17 protein-coding genes are annotated in these 14,331 nt (G+C 59.6%); 14 read left to right on the top strand and 3 right to left on the bottom strand.

Annotated features, from left to right (window positions below; all coding sequences use genetic code 11):
• The first annotated feature begins 6 nt into the window (after positions 1-6).
• From PMN64_RS01425 to PMN64_RS01395, 7 genes are all read left to right on the top strand, one after another.
• Positions 7-231 (top strand): 4Fe-4S binding protein, encoded by a 225-nt coding sequence (locus PMN64_RS01425; protein WP_074124723.1) that lies wholly within the window; start codon positions 7-9, stop codon positions 229-231.
• A 428-nt stretch (positions 232-659) separates the two neighbouring features.
• Positions 660-983: a nitrogen fixation protein NifZ gene (locus PMN64_RS01420; protein ID WP_411779357.1), complete on the top strand. Its 324-nt coding sequence runs from the start codon at positions 660-662 to the stop codon at positions 981-983.
• Entirely contained in the window at positions 980-1,219 is a 240-nt protein-coding gene (locus PMN64_RS01415; protein ID WP_411779356.1) for a nitrogen fixation protein NifZ, read from the top strand. The genes PMN64_RS01420 and PMN64_RS01415 overlap by 4 nt, the downstream gene beginning before the upstream one ends.
• A 15-nt stretch (positions 1,220-1,234) precedes the next feature.
• Entirely contained in the window at positions 1,235-1,594 is a 360-nt protein-coding gene (locus PMN64_RS01410) for a DUF3024 domain-containing protein (RefSeq protein ID WP_411779355.1), read from the top strand.
• A gap of 31 nt (positions 1,595-1,625) precedes the next feature.
• Positions 1,626-1,895, top strand: a complete 270-nt coding sequence (locus PMN64_RS01405) for a DUF6129 family protein (RefSeq protein ID WP_074124719.1) — start codon at positions 1,626-1,628, stop codon at positions 1,893-1,895.
• A 44-nt stretch (positions 1,896-1,939) separates the two neighbouring features.
• Positions 1,940-3,094, top strand: coding sequence for a DegT/DnrJ/EryC1/StrS family aminotransferase (locus PMN64_RS01400; RefSeq protein ID WP_411779475.1), 1,155 nt, complete (start codon positions 1,940-1,942; stop codon positions 3,092-3,094).
• A gap of 357 nt (positions 3,095-3,451) precedes the next feature.
• Positions 3,452-3,673, top strand: a complete 222-nt coding sequence (locus PMN64_RS01395; RefSeq protein ID WP_074124718.1) for a hypothetical protein — start codon at positions 3,452-3,454, stop codon at positions 3,671-3,673.
• Between the two features lie 125 nt (positions 3,674-3,798).
• On the opposite strand, the gene PMN64_RS01390 is transcribed toward PMN64_RS01395, so the two are convergent.
• The 3 genes from PMN64_RS01390 to PMN64_RS01380 all read right to left on the bottom strand — a co-directional run bounded on the left by PMN64_RS01390 (position 3,799) and on the right by PMN64_RS01380 (position 5,750).
• The gene (locus PMN64_RS01390; protein ID WP_411779354.1) at positions 3,799-4,518 is read right to left on the bottom strand and encodes an OmpW/AlkL family protein; all 720 of its coding nucleotides are present in this window, start codon (positions 4,516-4,518) and stop codon (positions 3,799-3,801) included.
• A 391-nt stretch (positions 4,519-4,909) separates the two neighbouring features.
• Entirely contained in the window at positions 4,910-5,323 is a 414-nt protein-coding gene (locus tag PMN64_RS01385; RefSeq protein WP_411779353.1) for an arsenate reductase family protein, read from the bottom strand.
• A 7-nt stretch (positions 5,324-5,330) separates the two neighbouring features.
• Positions 5,331-5,750, bottom strand: a complete 420-nt coding sequence (locus tag PMN64_RS01380; protein ID WP_411779352.1) for a hypothetical protein — start codon at positions 5,748-5,750, stop codon at positions 5,331-5,333.
• Between the two features lie 436 nt (positions 5,751-6,186).
• Between PMN64_RS01380 and nifH the strand changes: the two genes are divergently transcribed.
• The 7 genes from nifH to PMN64_RS01345 all read left to right on the top strand — a co-directional run bounded on the left by nifH (position 6,187) and on the right by PMN64_RS01345 (position 13,911).
• Positions 6,187-7,071: a nitrogenase iron protein gene (nifH, locus tag PMN64_RS01375; protein WP_411779351.1), complete on the top strand. Its 885-nt coding sequence runs from the start codon at positions 6,187-6,189 to the stop codon at positions 7,069-7,071.
• 151 nt (positions 7,072-7,222) lie between these two features.
• Positions 7,223-7,987, top strand: a complete 765-nt coding sequence (locus PMN64_RS01370) for a nitrogen fixation protein NifQ (RefSeq protein ID WP_411779350.1) — start codon at positions 7,223-7,225, stop codon at positions 7,985-7,987.
• 333 nt (positions 7,988-8,320) lie between these two features.
• On the top strand, positions 8,321-9,511 hold the full coding sequence (gene nifV, locus PMN64_RS01365) for a homocitrate synthase (RefSeq protein WP_411779473.1): 1,191 nt from the start codon (positions 8,321-8,323) through the stop codon (positions 9,509-9,511).
• Between the two features lie 223 nt (positions 9,512-9,734).
• Entirely contained in the window at positions 9,735-10,091 is a 357-nt protein-coding gene (nifW, locus tag PMN64_RS01360; protein WP_411779349.1) for a nitrogenase stabilizing/protective protein NifW, read from the top strand.
• 1,043 nt (positions 10,092-11,134) lie between these two features.
• The gene (locus PMN64_RS01355; protein WP_411779348.1) at positions 11,135-12,244 is read left to right on the top strand and encodes an electron transfer flavoprotein subunit alpha/FixB family protein; all 1,110 of its coding nucleotides are present in this window, start codon (positions 11,135-11,137) and stop codon (positions 12,242-12,244) included.
• Between the two features lie 9 nt (positions 12,245-12,253).
• Positions 12,254-13,561, top strand: coding sequence for an FAD-binding protein (locus PMN64_RS01350; RefSeq protein ID WP_411779347.1), 1,308 nt, complete (start codon positions 12,254-12,256; stop codon positions 13,559-13,561).
• Between the two features lie 50 nt (positions 13,562-13,611).
• Positions 13,612-13,911, top strand: a complete 300-nt coding sequence (locus tag PMN64_RS01345) for a ferredoxin family protein (RefSeq protein ID WP_411779346.1) — start codon at positions 13,612-13,614, stop codon at positions 13,909-13,911.
• The last annotated feature ends 420 nt before the right edge of the window (positions 13,912-14,331 follow it).

Here is a 14,331-nt window from a genome sequence, read left to right as displayed (position 1 = left end):
TAGCGAATGCCGTTCAAGATCATCGCTTCGCAATGTACGGGCTGCTCAGCCTGCGAGCCCTTATGTCCGAATGTTGCAATCTCTGAGAAGGGCGGGACGTTTTCGATCGATCCGAAAAAATGTACCGAATGCGTCGGCTATTTCGACGAGCCGCAATGTGTTGCGGTTTGTCCGGTCGACGACACCTGCGTCGTCGACACCTCTTGGCCGCGCCGCCAGGCGTCGGCCTAAATGGGAGAGCCCCATGAACGTCACGGTTGGATCCGGCGCCGAAAAGCTTACGAGTTGGCTGCTGCGCCTTGCTGGCACCCAAATACCAAATTTCGTTCGCCGTCATAGAAGGCGCTCGCTCCGGATTGTTCGCCGATATCGACGTTACGCAGGTACCCCAAGCCCGGCGAGCAAGTCGCCGAGCGCAATGGCCGAACGTTACTTCTCAATGCTGAACGCTGCTTGCTGCGCGGCGGTGTCCCCATGGATTTGGCCGGCGCTGCTCCCCGTAATCGACCTGCCTTTCCCTGAACCAGGCATTGTGTCCGACAATCGCACAAGTCGCCCATTAGAAAAGGAAAGCTGCCGATGAAGCTCGCGCAGCGGGCAATCGCTTGGCTTGCGCTCGCCTGGCAGCTCGTCCTTAGAAGTCCGCAAGGGATGGCTGCATGAGCAACATCGTCCGCGACAGTGACGTGGTCGAGCTAAGCGGGCCTCCTTGCTTCAGCTTTGGTGAAAAGGTGCGCGCCAACCGCTCGATCCGCAATGATGGTACCTATCCCGGCAAGGAGATCGGCGAGATCCTGGTCAGAAAAGGCGAGGTTGGCTACGTCGTCTCGATCGGCACCTTCCTGCAGCAATTCTATATCTACGGCGTAGCATTTCTGGAAAGCGGCTATCGCGTCGGCATGAAGCGCAAGGAACTCGATACGCTTGACCCAGGCGAAGAAGTTGATGATCCGCCGTTTCCGGAGGAAGAGGCCGTGTCATGATTGAGCCGGGCGTTCCGAACTATCGATCAGGCCAGCGCATCAAAACCGCGGTCGACGTCATCAATGACGACTCGTTTCCCACCGTTCCGCCAGGTGGGGTCCTAGTCCGCGCCGGACGGATTGGGGAGATCATCCGGGTCCGCATGCATACGGAAGCGAACGTGCCGATCTACCTCGTGGATTTTGGTGAGCAGCTGATTATCGGCTGTTTTGAGGACGAAATCAAAGCGCTTTGAAGGGAGGCGTTGGCGATGAATGCCGCGGTAATGAGAAAGGTAGTGACCGGGCCGATTCCACACCCGAACGAGCTCGATCGCAAGCGGATCGAGCGCGCCCTGAGCTCGCGCACGCGCTATCATTTTGTCTCGCCGAATGTGACGCCGGTAAGAGGGGGCTATCTCATCGAGAGTCCCTGCTGCTCGGGCAATATCGATAGGGACAGTGGCCTGATCGATGTCGCGCTGATCCTTTACGATGTCGCGAGCGGGGCCTGGAAGACTTTCTTCAAAAATCATGCGCAGGGAATCTGGGAATTTTACAGCATTTACCACCGGCTGTCCTCAGCACTCGACGAATTGAACGCGGATCCTGAGCGGCTGTTCTGGCAATGATGCCCGTTTCGGACCTGTTATAGGAGCCATAATGGCGCTCGGCCCCGACGAACTGATCGAAATCGAACGGCTAATTGCGGCGGCTGAGGCCGATACAGGCCCGGTCGTTGAACTGCGGCGCCGCTTTCCGCAGCTCGCCTGCGTACGCTGTGATGCGTCCGACGTGACGGAGCAGCCGTTTCGCCGTTTTCCGAGTTTTGACCTGCATCTGGTCGATGGATCCGACCACTGCATGCAGATTACGGCCGACCCGGCGCGGGCAATCGGCATAGTGCTGGCCAAAAGGAATGCTGGACGGTGACGGGCGTTGGACTAGCAACGGATCACGACGCGGCCACGCGCTTGGTGGAGGCGGATCAATCCTTCATCTCGCTCTCCGACCCTGATATCACCTACGCGGAACTCTCTGCCGTGGAAACGCTTTTGTGTTCGCCGCGAATTTCCAATGGGCCGGTCACCGAGGCATTCGAGCAGGCTTTCGCCAGCTATCTTGGCCGCAAATATGCCGTTGCCGTCCCGAGCGGCACGCTGGGGCTTCTGCTTGCCTTGAAGGCACTGGGCATCGGGCCCGGACAGGAGGTGATCGCATCGTCCTATTCGATGCGTGAAACAGTCCATGCCATCCGTCTTGCGGGTGCACGGGCGGTATTTGCCGACGTCGACTATTGGTCGGGCGCCTTGGCTCCGGCGAAGGTGGAAGAGCGTATCACCTCCAGCACAGGAGCGATTATCGCCGGCAATCCCAACGGCCACCCGGCGCCATGGTCGGAACTGCGCGCGATCGCTCAGCGCCACCAGCTGCCGCTTTTGGAGGATTCCACCGAGGCGATCGGATCGAGATACAAGGGCGAACTCGTCGGCCGCTTTGGCGATATCGCGGTGTTCGACTTTGCCCAGCCGCTGGCCTTAAGTTGTGGCGAAGGCGGCATGGTGGTGAGCGACGATATCGAGGTGGCCGTTACCTTGCGTCGGCATCGCGCGCACCGGCTGGATGAGCGCTCGTCCGTTGTCGTCGGCAGCGCAGCACCTTACCAAGCCGGCATGAGCGATCTCACAGCAGCGTTGGGACTTGCGCAACTAAAGCGCCTCGATGACATCTTGGAGCGGCGCCGGCTGATTGAGCAGCTGTACAATGCGCATATGCAATCATTTGAGGGCATCAAGCCGCCCTATATCGGCCCCGATGTGACCGAGGTGAACTGGTTCCTCTATCTCGTCCATCTCGGGACCCGCTTCACGCGATCCAGCCGTGACGCCATTGTCGATGATTTGCGCGTCGAGCAGATCGAAGCCGCGGCTTATTGCCATCCATTGCATTTGCAGCGCCATTATTTTGATCTCGGCTATCGCCGTGGCGAGTTCCTGGTTACGGAGAAGATCGCCGATCGCGCCGTGGCGCTGCCGTTTCACGCCCATCTCACGAGCAACCAGATCGAGTTCATCGTGGAGACGATCAAGGATGCGTCGATCAACGTTGGCGCTGGCGCCGCGATCTATTGAACATTCAGCGTCCCATGCGCCCAAAGGGAAGATTGAATGGCCATAGTGATTGCCTGCTGTTGCGCAAGACGATTGCGGTCACCAGATGGCACATCGCTTGCCTCGGTGCTGTGGCGAAAAGAGCACTGTTTTGAACGCGGGGACAGACCCTAAAAAGCGTCTGCCAGCTATTCGTCTTGGGAAGCCGCAAACGACTATCGTAAGTCGCTAGCGGAGACAATCAAACGCGCGACCAGGGTAGACGACCGCGCCTCGTCGCGGCTTGACACCAAAAGCCAACGTGCTCGAAACCGAGCACGTGACGATCGAGCTCCTCGGCCTCGGCGCGGATTCTGAAACTTAAAAAAGGGAAACTGAATGGACTCGCAGCAGGTCATCATCCACGTCCGGTTCGCTCCGAACGGGACCGTGGTCCAGATCAGCGCGCGGCCGGCGAAGCTCACGCCGCACCAGTGGTTTGATGTCCTCAATGCGCGTGCCGGCCATGCCTATCGTCCGCTGGCCGGTGGCCGTGGCGTATTTCGGCTGACCCGGGCAGCGGTTAATGCCTTCAGGCAGGAAGCGGTGACGGCACGATAGTCAATGGATGCGGCGCCGGGCCCGGCTCCCGGCACTGGGTGTGATGACCTTTACCCGAGGTGTCACCTCGCTCGACACCTCGCCTTGGCAAGCCGGCCTTTACATTTTCGGGGCGTGCTCGTTCGTCAGAACTTATACGTGACGCCGCCGCTGACCAGCCATGGGTCGATATTAGCGCGGCCCGTGACGGGGATCGCGCCGTTTACGGTCGCCGAATAATCCGGCCGCAGCCACAGTTTCTTCACGTCAAAGTTCAGGCCCCAATGACGATCGAGCATGTAGTCGAAGCCGAATTGAACCGCGGGGCTAACTGTGTTGTTGACATGCAAATCCGTCACCGCCAGGCCGGCAAACGGCGTCTTGGCCGAGGATTGGTGGAAGAACGCGGTGTAGTTGATGCCGGCGCCGATATATGGCTTGAACGGGCCGAAGTCGGTGAAGTGGTATTGAAGGGTCAGGGTCGGCGGCAACAGCGAGGTTTTGCCGATATCAAGCCCACTCAGCGTCCCAGTGCCGCTGATCTGATGTCTGGTCACGGCAAGAATGAGTTCAGCGGAGATATTGGGAGTGAAAAAATAGGTGATGTCGAGCTCCGGTACGACCCGATCGCTGATCGAGAGGCCGGAATTCGGTGATGACAGAGGCGGTACGGCGCCGACATTGACCGAGCTGCCTTCGGAATCCGGCAATACGCCGAGCACGCGCAGGCGGATCAGCCAGGGATTGAATGGTTCGACCAGTGGAGGTCTAGCGTAGACCCGCGCCGGTACGAGGTCCGCAGCCTGTACCGACGTCATGGCAGCTCCGTCGAACATTGCCGCAAGTACGAGCAGGGATGCGTTCATCAGAATTGCTCTTGCTCTCATCAAAGTCTCCATTCCAAAGTTCGCGTGGATAGTCACGCGAACCCTCTGTCACATGATTGGGATGGCGATGGATTTGATGCGGATCAAATCGGGTTGGTCATCGACGTAATTAAGTCGCTAAGTCACATCGGTAATGCGCGGTTGAAGTTTCTCAAGATTGCATCGCTCCTGCCATGTCCTGCCGCATGCGCGGAAAGTGCGCTTTTGCGCGACGGAAAGAGCCACCCCGAGGGGCCTCTACCGACCTGCAGCGGTTGATAGACCTCTCATCTTATTCTCAGCGCGGGCGTTGCTCGTCGCGCGCGCCCGAAAAGAACGAAGAGAGGGAGCGTCGGCTTGTCTCCAGCATGGCCTTAGCTTGTGCAACTTCTCACTCGGACGGACAGTCCATGAGCGTTCCCTCGCGCGAGCATCCGTCGAGATCATCTTGTGCGATCCGACCAAGCAGCGACCGCACGGGCTCACGATCAAATCCCGCGCATCTTGCGCCGTCGGCGTCGATCAGGGGCCGCCGGATCAAGAGTCGATCGCGGAGCATCAGCGCAAGTGCGCCCGCCCCATCGATCGCGCCGGGATTGACTTCGCCCGACTTGATGCGCGGCGCGGAGGGGTTGAACCAGGACACGACCGGCGTTTGTCCGAAGAACGAGCGCAGTTCCTCCGTGCGCCACGGCTCTTTTGAGATGTCCTTGGCAATCACGTGATGTCCCGCGGTCGTCAGTGCGTTGATTTGTCGGGCGTTGGTGGCGCAACCGGGCTTTTGATAGAAGATGATCGTTGCCATGGTGCACCTATTCGAGCGCGCCTGGCTGAACGATCGGTGCGACGCCGCCGCAGTCGAGAACGGCATCGACATTTTTGCGAACTGTTGCCAAGGTCGGTGGCCTGCCGTGCGCGGCAGGGGCGCCAGCCGTAATGCGGCCGACCATCGTTGCCCTGTCTGATGCGTCGCAGACGATCTGGATTCCAGCGCCAGGACATTGGGCCGCCATTTCGCTGATCAGCGCCGGCTGTTCCCAGCGGCCGAACGGCACCACATCCCCTATCGGCCAATCGACGCTCGCGGCAACAACCTTTTCCCGCGTTGCAAGCTGGTGCGTCTCGATCCCATCATGGGAGATGCGTCGCAAGGCCGCGTGGGCGATGTTGTCATCGATCAGGCACATCGGCCGCTCGGCAATTCCCTTTGACGTTTCACTCCCGACCTGCATTGTCGCGTTCCTCCGCCAACGGTCCACCGCAAAGGTCGATTGGCAATTCCCGTTCCACGCTTGAACGCATCGAAAGAGCCCGCGGCAAGCACGGCCTTGACCCATCTGACATTTGCGAGGCTTGTTCGGTTTCCGACAGGCGGGCTCAAGTCTTGTCAGGTAGAAAACAGCATGAATCTCCAGCCCGACAAGCAGGGATCCTCCGTGGGTGCGTGAGTTTGCAAAACGTATTCAGACGCATAAGCGAGCGCGGACAAGTGCTGGCACGGCTGTTGCTATAGGGGTGACGCAACACTGAGTGAGGGCTGAGTGCACGCAGACGCACAAGACGAGCGATGCGCTCCTTCCCTTGAACCCGTGGACCCCGTTTCTGAGAAGAAACGATCGCGCGCAGAGTAGCGCGCAATGTTTGGCAAATCGGTTGATGGAGAGCAACATGTCTTCACTGAGGCAAATCGCATTTTACGGCAAGGGTGGCATCGGCAAATCGACCACCTCGCAGAACACGCTGGCAGCGCTCGCCGAGATGGGTCAAAAGATCCTGATTGTGGGCTGTGATCCAAAGGCGGACTCGACCCGCCTGATCCTGCATGCCAAGGCGCAGGACACGATCCTAAGTCTGGCGGCGAACGCCGGCAGCGTCGAGGACCTCGAACTCGAGGACGTGATGAAGATCGGCTACAAGGACATCCGCTGCGTGGAATCGGGCGGGCCCGAGCCGGGTGTCGGCTGTGCAGGGCGCGGCGTCATCACCTCGATCAATTTCCTGGAGGAGAATGGCGCTTACGAGGGCATTGACTATGTCTCTTATGACGTGCTCGGCGACGTTGTCTGTGGCGGCTTTGCGATGCCAATCCGCGAGAACAAGGCGCAGGAGATCTATATCGTGATGTCCGGCGAGATGATGGCGATGTACGCCGCCAACAACATCTCCAAGGGCATTCTGAAATACGCCAACTCCGGCGGCGTGCGGCTGGGCGGCCTGGTCTGCAACGAGCGACAGACCGATAAGGAGCTGGAACTGGCCGAGGCGCTGGCGAAGAAGCTCGGAACCACGCTGATCTATTTCGTGCCGCGCGACAACATCGTCCAGCATGCGGAATTGCGCCGGATGACGGTGCTGGAGTATGCGCCGGAGTCTCAGCAGGCCGATCACTATCGCAATCTCGCGACCAAGGTCCACAACAACGGCGGCAAAGGCGTCATCCCGACGCCGATCTCCATGGACGAACTCGAGGACATGCTGATGGAGCACGGCATCATGAAGGCGGTTGACGAATCCATTGTCGGCAAGACCGCCGCCGAGCTCGCTGCCTCGTAAAGGTGGCGACTCGTGGCCTCGTAAGGGCGCGCGAGCGGGTGCCGGTCTCCCCAATTTCCCCCCATCCCGGGAGACCGGCATTCCGACGAAAGACACCTCACCAGGATGGGATGCGGCGCAGCATACTTGGACCCGCGGTGGAAAGGACCACATGTTTGAAGCGAAGTTGCTTCCGCCATTAATTGGTGGTGCGACCGCCGCGCGCGAAAACGTGCACAAAGGTATTGCAACCTACCACCTGCTCACTGGAGCGTCCCCCGCAGATGCCGAGATAGTTGCCGACAGCGACTTCGATCGCCACGTGCTGGCAGCTATTCTGGCAGCGTCCTCGATGGACGGTGGTCCACTTCCCGAGAAAGCCGGCCTGGCAGCCCATGAACTGGCGGCGCTGTTGGAACAGTACTTCCCGTCGATTGAGATCAAAACCGAACAGTCGGCCGCGTGTTTTGAGGCCAATGTGTCCGACGAGGTCGCAATGGTGCGTGATCTCTTGCTCTCGCGACGATCGACGGAAGGGGATATTGGCCGCTGGCTGGCTGCAATGATCGCGCGACGCGCCATCGAGCCGGATCACCTATGGGAAGACCTCGGATTGCGTAACCGAGACGAACTCTCTCGGCTTCTAAGTCGTCATTTCGCGCCGCTCGCGGCGTGCAATATCAACAATATGCGATGGAAGCGGTTCTTCTACCGCACGCTATGCGAGGACGAGGGCCTCGTGATGTGTACAACGCCGGTGTGCACCCAATGTAACGATTTCGACGTCTGCTTTGGCGATGAAAGCGGCGAGAGCCGGATGGCCGAGCGCCGGCGCGACGTTCTGTTGCAGGCGAGAGCCAGATCGTCGCCGGTGACTGGCCAATCTGACGCGGGCGCCGGACGTCTGTCGGCTAGCTTTCCAGAGGCTTCACGATGAGCGGGCGAGCCGGCCGAATTCGTCTTAATTCTGATGGGCTTTGTCCTGACGGGCTTTGTCGCAGATAGGCTGCAAGGTTGTTACGCGAGCGCAGGCTGGCAAGCCACCATGTGTTCCGCGGAGATATCGCTGTCCATTTGTAATGCAAGCCGAGATGAACGAGAGCTCGGCGAGGCGGAATTCAAGTTGACGCGTCCGCTCTGCACCCTCGTCGCGTTTGCGACAATCCAATCCGGACAAAAAACTATCTACCAATCGGCTGGTGTCATTGCCGGCGTGGCATGCCGGTTGCTGGAGCACTCCGTGGTCAAACTCAGCAAGGAGATTCGCGTGATCGCTGCCGCCGCAACTGTCGCCGAAGCGTCGTGGCCCGAATTGGCAACGGCCAAACCGATCGTGCTCAACGACACGACATTGCGCGACGGCGAACAGGCTCCCGGCGTCGCGTTCACCGCCGACGAAAAGCTGGCGATAGCACGGGCGCTGGCGAGGGCGGGGGTCACCGAAGTCGAGGCCGGGACGCCCGCCATGGGCAGTGAGGAGATCGCTGCCATCCGCGGCATCGTCGAAGCGGGTCTCCCGCTCATCACCATTGGCTGGTGCCGGATGCGAGAGGCCGATGTCGATGCGGCGATCGAGGCCAAGGTATCCATGGTCAACATGTCGATCCCCGCCTCCGACGTGCAGATCGCGGCCAAGATTGGCGGCAACCGCGAATTGGCGCTGGAGCGAATGAAGCGAGTGGTTGGCTACGCCTGTGAGCGAGGGCTCAAGGTCGCTGTCGGCGGCGAGGACTCCTCCCGCGCTGATATCGAGTTTCTCATCACGCTGGTCGCAGCCGCAAAAGAGGCAGGTGCGCGGCGCTTTCGCATTGCCGATACGCTCAGCGTGCTTGATCCAGATTCAACTTGCGCGCTGGTTGGACATTTGCGAGCGGCCACTGATCTCGAGCTCGAGTTTCACGGCCATGACGATCTCGGGCTCGCGACCGCCAACACGCTCGCTGCCATCAAAGCCGGTGCGAGCCATGCCTCGGTGACGGTCATTGGGCTCGGCGAGCGTGCAGGAAACGCGCCGCTGGAGGAGGTCGCAGTCGCGCTAAAACAGCTCTACGGACGGCAGACCAGCATCATACTGCCGCAGCTCGAGAACGTCGCTGCGGTGGTCGCGGCCGCGGCAGCCCGTGCGATTCCTCTGAACAAGGCGATTGTCGGCGAGCATGTATTCACCCACGAATCCGGGATTCATGTCGACGGTCTGTTGAAGGATCAACGCACCTATCAGTGGCTTGACCCGCATTTGCTAGGCAGATCCAACCGTTTTGTGATCGGCAAACATTCTGGACTTTCGGCGATCACAACGCTGCTCGACGAATTGCAGCTTGCCGCCAGCGCCGATGAGGCAAGACAGATTCTGTCGAGGGTGCGGAAATATGCCGTTGAGAACAAACTGCCGGTTGGGCGTGAGACATTGGTTGCGATTTGGCGCGACGTCTGTGAACGCTCATTGAGCCATCGCACGTGAGGTCATGTTCAGTATTGTCCCCGCCGGCCATTGCCAGCGTCCAAGTGGCCGACCGCGCGCGGCGCCTCGAGGAGGCGATGCGGTGCTGCTCGACCGCCCCGCGTTTTCTGAAGCCTTGGTTGGGCGATACGTTGGGTTCTGCGCGGCAAAGGTGCTGGCGGGATTGTGCGGCTGTACCAGTTCCCGGCTGCACGCCGGGGGTTAAACGAAGGGAGAGTTTTCGATGAGCGACACACCGGCGACAGGCATCTTGGAGCGGCTCAACGCGGCCGCCTCAGCAGAGGAGTTTTTCTCGCTTCTTGGCGTCGACTACGACTCCAAGATTCTCCACGTCGCACGCCTGCATATCTTGGGGCGCATGGGGCAACACCTCGCCAAGGAACAATTCGTCGGCGTTTCGGAACCAGAGGTTAAGGCACGGTGCAAGGCAATTCTGGAGCAGGCCTATGACGATTTTGTGGTGTCGTCGCCAATCGACCAGAGAGTATTCAAGGTTTTGAAGGATGCGGTCGCAGAGCCCAAGAACACGGAGCCCAGGAGACCCGCCGCCTTCGTGCCATTGACTGTCCTGATGAAGTAGCCGCGTCGCCGCCTCGGTGCGGCTTGTTCCGCGCCACATTGTTATTACGGCGCCAGGCGCGGTCTTCGTCTTCATTAAGCTCAACTCGCTGCGCTCATTGCGCAAAGCGGCATTGTTGGATTCGCGACCATGTCAGGAGTCGTCGTGTGTTGAAACGTATCTCCACCAAATCACACCAAGCCATTGCTTTGACATCCGAATTTCGGTGACACCGGGACTGGTACGACACTTGCTGTTCTGCTGCCACGTCTGTCATTGACGACGTCCCTGCCGGCCCTTGTTCCAGATGAGATTTGGAGGAAGAACAATGACGTTGCCTTTGCTGCTCATTCCCAGTGCCGCGATCATTTCATGGCTCATGCTTACGCGGGCTACGTTCGGAAATCGCGTTCGATGCAATTGAGGTCAGGGATTGACCGGAGATGGCGATCCGAAGCTAACCCAAGCATCCACGCGAGCATCTGGAGAAGGCATGCATACTGACGTCTGCATCAAGCAGGTCAACGAGTTCGCGCTGATCTTCCAACACCCCATGACCGGCGGCCTCATGTGTCAGGAGGACATATCATCATGCTGGTGTCGGATTTCTTTGCGCTGGAAGACGCGTACGAATTACATGACGGGTTCAGCGACAAGATTACCGCGCTCGCCAGAATCAGCGCCTAGCGCCACGTCGAAGGCCGCGCGCGAGTGTTGCGCACAAATCGGAGCTGCCTGGTCAACGGTGCCGGAAGCGATAAGCCGGGCTGGCTGCGCCGGTACGGCCGACGCGGTGAGGCTGCCGCGGGCGCCGGCCGCGATATGGGGCGCGGAGAATGCTGGAGCCAAGGACATCTTCAAACCAGACCTGTCGAAACGTGACCTGTGCGGCAACCGGCCATCGCCGAGCGCTCATTTTTGCGCTGGGGCCGCGCCGGGAAGGCGAAGCCGGCGGCGGCAGCCGCGAAGCCGCTCCGGCACTGATCAGTCCATCTTCAAGGGGCAATCGAAGCTAGAGCGCGATCCTGTGGCGCGGGCGCGCTGGTTCTGAGGGGATTCATGGTATGAGCAACGTCACCAAAGCTGCCACGCCGGCCGTGGGCGGCCGTGCCGCAGCCAAAAGAGAATTGCCGGAGCACTTCAAGGCCTACAAGCACGTCTGGGTCTTCGTCGAGCAGGAGCGCGGGCAGGTACATCCCGTTTCCTGGGAGCTGATGGGCGCGGGCCGCAGGCTTGCCGACAAGCTGAAGGTTGATCTCGCCGCAATCGTAATCGGTCCGGAGGGGGAGGCTACGCGCAATGCCGCGCTTGAATCGTTCTGCTATGGCGCTGATCTGAGCTATCTCGTGCCCGACAACATTCTGTCGGAGTATCGCAATGAATCATATACCAAGGCCCTGACGGAGCTTGTCAATGCCTACAAGCCAGAGATCCTGCTGCTCGGCGCCACCACGCTCGGTCGCGACCTGGCCGGATCCGTCGCGACGACGCTTCTGACAGGTCTGACGGCCGACTGCACTGAGCTCGATGTCGACGCTGATGGTTCGCTTGCGGCCACACGTCCGACCTTTGGCGGCTCGCTGCTCTGCACGATCTACACCTTGAATTACCGGCCGCAGATGGCAACCGTCCGCCCGCGCGTCATGCCGATGCCCGAGCGTGTCGAGCGCGATGCGTCCCGGATCATTATCCACCCGCTTGGTCTCGTTGAGGACGATATCGTCACCAAGGTGCTGTCGTTCATTCCGGACCGCGATTCCGAAACGTCCAATCTTGCCTATGCCGATGTCGTGGTCGCCGGCGGCTTGGGGCTGGGATCGCAGGACAACTTCCACCTGGTGCGCGAGCTCGCAACGGCCCTCGGCGCCGAATATGGTTGCTCGCGTCCTCTGGTGCAGAAGGGCTGGGTTTCGACTGACCGGCAAATTGGCCAGACCGGCAAGACCATTCGGCCAAAGCTTTATATTGCAGCTGGCATATCCGGCGCGATTCAGCACCGGGTTGGCGTGGAAGGTGCCGATCTGATTGTCGCAATCAATACCGACAAGAATGCGCCGATATTCGATTTCGCTCATATCGCCATTGTCAACGACGCCCTGCAGTTGTTGCCGGCGTTGACGGCCGCATTTCGAGCGCGGCTTTTGCCGCATTCGCGCGCCCAGATCGCGAGCTAGGAGATTGTCATGATCGATGAGAGGTTCGACGCAATCGTCGTCGGCGCCGGGATGGCAGGCAACGCGGCGACACTGACCATGGCCAAGCGCGGTTTGAAAGTCCTGCAGCTCGAGCGCGGCGAATATGCCGGCTCGAAGAATGTGCAGGGTGCGATCCTCTATGCCGACATGATGGAAAAGCTGATACCGGACTTCCGCGAGGAGGCACCGCTCGAACGTCATCTGGTCGAGCAGCGGTTCTGGATAATGGACGATCGTTCCCACCTTGGCATGCAGTATCGCTCCGACGACTTCAACGAGGAGCGGCCGAACCGCTATACCATCATTCGCGCGCAGTTCGATAAATGGTTCTCGTCAAAAGTGCGGGAGGCTGGCGCGACCGTATTATGCGAGACGACAGTCACCGATCTGGCACGAGACGACCATGGTAAAGTGATTGGCGTTCGTACAGATCGGCGCGACGGCGAGATACACGCTGACGTCGTGGTGCTGGCCGAAGGGGTTATTGGCCTGCTTGGGACGCGTGCCGGCCTGCGGCCCCGGCCCGAGCCCGACAAGGTGGCATTGGCGGTGAAGGAAATGCACTTCTTGCCGCGCGAGACCATCGAGGCTCGCTTCAATCTCGAGGGCGACGAGGGGCTCGTGATTGAAGCCGCAGGTACCATATCCCGCGGCATGACGGGAATGGGTTTCATCTATGCCAACAAGGAGTGCATTTCGCTCGGTATCGGTTGCCTTGTTGCCGATTTCCAGCGCACCGGCGAGACGCCTTACGGGTTGCTCGATCACTTCAAGAGGCATCCATCCGTGGCGCCACTGATCGCAGGCTCCGAGGTCAAGGAATACTCCGCACATCTCATTCCCGAGGGCGGCTACAAGGCGATCCCGCAGCTCTATGGCGAGGGCTGGGTGGTGGCAGGCGACGCGGCGCAGCTCAACAACGCCGTCCATCGCGAAGGTTCTAATCTTGCGATGACCTCAGGCCGCATCGCCGCCGAAGCAATCTTCCAGCTGAAATCGCGCGGCGATCGCATGACCGCAAAGAATCTGTCGCTTTACAAGAGGATGCTGGATGATTCCTTCGTCATCAAGGATCTGAAGAAATACAAGGATTTGCCAACGCTGATGCACACCAATTCGCAAAACTATTTCCTCACCTATCCGCAACTGTTCTCAAGGGCGATGCAGAACTTCGTGCGTGTCGATGGTATGCCGAAGGCCGAGAAGGAGAAGATGACATTGAAATCCTTTGTAAAAGCGCGGTCGTGGACAGGTCTGTTCGGTGATGCATTCCGCTTCGCTCGCGCATGGCGCTGACCAAAGTCAGTCGAACAAACAAAGTCGATCCGAACAAAGGAGGCTAACCCATGAATGCCGAGCTGCCCTCAATGCGCGTCGAGGACAAACTGTACTACAATCGCTATCTTGTCGACGTCGGCCGGCCCCACGTCAAGGTTCGCGCGCACGCGACGCCTTCGCCGCAGCTCCTTGCACTTTTGAAAGCCTGCCCCGCTCGCTGCTATGAGTTGAACGAGAAGGGGCAGGTCGAGGTCACTGTCGACGGTTGCATAGAGTGTGGTACCTGCCGCATCATTGCCGGGCCAACCGGCGACATCGAGTGGAGCTATCCGCGAGGTGGATATGGCGTGCTATTCAAGTTTGGGTGAGGCTGAATGATCGCGGGTGACGCCAATGAGCGAGACGATCCCGCCACGGTTCCAACACGGTTCTCCCTGGCTTGGGGCCGGTACCGGGCATAGTTTCTCCAGGTCGAAATCTGCAAGATCAGGCACGGCAAAAGCGTGGCAGCGCCATTTTCTCAGCGCGAGCTTGCGCGCTCATCTGTTCGGACCCGCAATGGCCACAGACGAGCTGGACAGAACAATGTTTCCGCGGGCCGTACGAAAGTCGCCTAAACCTAGCGGTTACCAACGAACTGGCATTCTTGATCAATATCCCAAGACATAAAAAGTTTTCGGGTGCGCAGAGCGGCGGACAACCTCGTGATCTGCCATATCCATCTGTGGTCATCGCGCGGTTTCGATGGTCCACCTCCTCAACAACGATTCTAAAGAAACGTTACACGC

The organism is Bradyrhizobium sp. UFLA01-814 (genome assembly GCF_046718885.1).
GTDB classification, from domain to species: domain Bacteria; phylum Pseudomonadota; class Alphaproteobacteria; order Rhizobiales; family Xanthobacteraceae; genus Bradyrhizobium; species Bradyrhizobium elkanii.
This window is presented reverse-complemented; position numbering and strand designations above follow the sequence as displayed.

Bases quoted from the DNA above. Each gene is read 5' to 3' on its own strand.
- PMN64_RS01390 (WP_411779354.1), bottom strand. From the start codon at position 4,518: ATGAACGCATCCCTGCTCGTACTTGCGGCAATGTTCGACGGAGCTGCC.
- nifH (WP_411779351.1), top strand. From the start codon at position 6,187: ATGTCTTCACTGAGGCAAATCGCATTTTACGGCAAGGGTGGCATCGGC.
- PMN64_RS01405 (WP_074124719.1), top strand. From the start codon at position 1,626: ATGGCGCTCGGCCCCGACGAACTGATCGAAATCGAACGGCTAATTGCG.
- PMN64_RS01355 (WP_411779348.1), top strand. From the start codon at position 11,135: ATGAGCAACGTCACCAAAGCTGCCACGCCGGCCGTGGGCGGCCGTGCC.
- PMN64_RS01350 (WP_411779347.1), top strand. From the start codon at position 12,254: ATGATCGATGAGAGGTTCGACGCAATCGTCGTCGGCGCCGGGATGGCA.
- PMN64_RS01415 (WP_411779356.1), top strand. From the start codon at position 980: ATGATTGAGCCGGGCGTTCCGAACTATCGATCAGGCCAGCGCATCAAA.
- PMN64_RS01420 (WP_411779357.1), top strand. From the start codon at position 660: ATGAGCAACATCGTCCGCGACAGTGACGTGGTCGAGCTAAGCGGGCCT.
- PMN64_RS01370 (WP_411779350.1), top strand. From the start codon at position 7,223: ATGTTTGAAGCGAAGTTGCTTCCGCCATTAATTGGTGGTGCGACCGCC.
- nifW (WP_411779349.1), top strand. From the start codon at position 9,735: ATGAGCGACACACCGGCGACAGGCATCTTGGAGCGGCTCAACGCGGCC.
- PMN64_RS01425 (WP_074124723.1), top strand. From the start codon at position 7: ATGCCGTTCAAGATCATCGCTTCGCAATGTACGGGCTGCTCAGCCTGC.
- PMN64_RS01410 (WP_411779355.1), top strand. From the start codon at position 1,235: ATGAATGCCGCGGTAATGAGAAAGGTAGTGACCGGGCCGATTCCACAC.
- PMN64_RS01385 (WP_411779353.1), bottom strand. From the start codon at position 5,323: ATGGCAACGATCATCTTCTATCAAAAGCCCGGTTGCGCCACCAACGCC.
- PMN64_RS01345 (WP_411779346.1), top strand. From the start codon at position 13,612: ATGAATGCCGAGCTGCCCTCAATGCGCGTCGAGGACAAACTGTACTAC.
- PMN64_RS01395 (WP_074124718.1), top strand. From the start codon at position 3,452: ATGGACTCGCAGCAGGTCATCATCCACGTCCGGTTCGCTCCGAACGGG.
- PMN64_RS01380 (WP_411779352.1), bottom strand. From the start codon at position 5,750: ATGCAGGTCGGGAGTGAAACGTCAAAGGGAATTGCCGAGCGGCCGATG.